2 protein-coding genes are annotated in these 1446 nt (G+C 63.8%); both read left to right on the forward strand.

Annotated elements, in window-relative coordinates:
• The coding region (locus tag CAF78_RS27465) for an electron transfer flavoprotein subunit beta/FixA family protein (protein WP_085673231.1) at positions 1 to 547 on the forward strand (547 nt) is incomplete at its 5' end.
• The coding region (locus CAF78_RS27470; protein WP_085691085.1) for an electron transfer flavoprotein subunit alpha/FixB family protein at positions 548 to 1446 on the forward strand (899 nt) is incomplete at its 3' end. It lies immediately after the preceding gene.

Raw genomic sequence — 1446 nt, forward strand, 5'->3', positions numbered from 1 at the left:
CCAGGAGCAGCTGCGTACCGCCCTGGCTCTGGGTGCCGATCGCGCCATCCTGGTCGAAGCCGCTGACGAGCTGAATTCCCTGGCCGTGGCCAAGGCCCTGAAAGCCGTTGTCGACAAGGAGCAGCCACAGCTGGTCATCCTCGGCAAGCAGGCCATCGATAGCGACAACAACCAGACCGGCCAGATGCTGGCTGCGCTGACCGGCTTTGCCCAGGGCACCTTCGCCTCCAAGGTGGAAGTGGCTGGCGACAAGCTGAACGTCACCCGTGAAATCGACGGCGGCCTGCAGACCGTTTCGCTGAACCTGCCCGCCATCGTCACCACCGACCTGCGCCTGAACGAGCCACGCTACGCGTCGCTGCCGAACATCATGAAGGCCAAGAAGAAGCCGCTGGAAACCGTCACTCCAGACGCGCTGGGCGTTTCCCTCGCCTCCACCAACAAGACCCTGAAGGTTGAAGCCCCGGCTGCCCGCAGCGCTGGCATCAAGGTCAAATCGGTGGCCGAACTGGTCGAGAAGCTGAAGAACGAAGCGAAGGTAATCTAAATGACTATCCTGGTTGTCGCTGAACACGAGAACGGTGCCGTAGCCCCGGCCACCCTGAACACTGTCGCCGCAGCTGCCAAGATCGGTGGTGATATCCACGTGCTGGTTGCTGGCGCAAACGTCGGTGCCGTCGCCGAAGCCGCTGCCAAGATCGCTGGCGTGGCCAAGGTGCTGGTGGCCGATAATGCCGCCTACGCCCACGTGCTGCCGGAAAACGTCGCGCCGCTGATCGTCGAGCTGGCGAAGGGTTACAGCCACGTGCTGGCCCCGGCCACCACCAACGGCAAGAACATCCTGCCGCGCGTTGCCGCGCTGCTGGACGTCGACCAGATCTCCGAGATCATCTCGGTCGAGTCCGCCGACACCTTCAAGCGCCCGATCTACGCCGGTAACGCCATTGCCACTGTGCAATCGAGCGCTTCGGTCAAGGTCATCACCGTGCGTACCACCGGCTTCGACGCCGTGGCTGCCGAAGGTGGCTCGGCTGCTGTCGAAGCTGTGGCTGCTGCGCACAACGCCGGCATTTCGACCTTCGTTGGCGAAGAGCTGGCCAAGTCCGACCGCCCAGAACTGACCGCTGCCAAGATCGTCGTTTCCGGCGGCCGCGGCATGGGCAACGGTGACAACTTCAAGCACCTGTACAGCCTGGCCGACAAGCTCGGCGCTGCCGTCGGTGCCTCGCGCGCCGCGGTCGACGCAGGCTTCGTGCCCAACGACATGCAGGTCGGTCAGACCGGCAAGATCGTCGCGCCACAGCTGTACATCGCCGTCGGTATCTCCGGCGCGATCCAGCACCTGGCCGGCATGAAGGATTCCAAGGTGATCGTCGCGATCAACAAGGATGAAGAAGCGCCGATCTTCCAGGTGGCCGATTACGGCCTGGTCGCCGACCTGTTCGA

Source organism: Pseudomonas sp. R28(2017) (genome assembly GCF_002112505.1).
In the GTDB taxonomy this organism is placed as follows: Bacteria; Pseudomonadota; Gammaproteobacteria; order Pseudomonadales; family Pseudomonadaceae; genus Aquipseudomonas.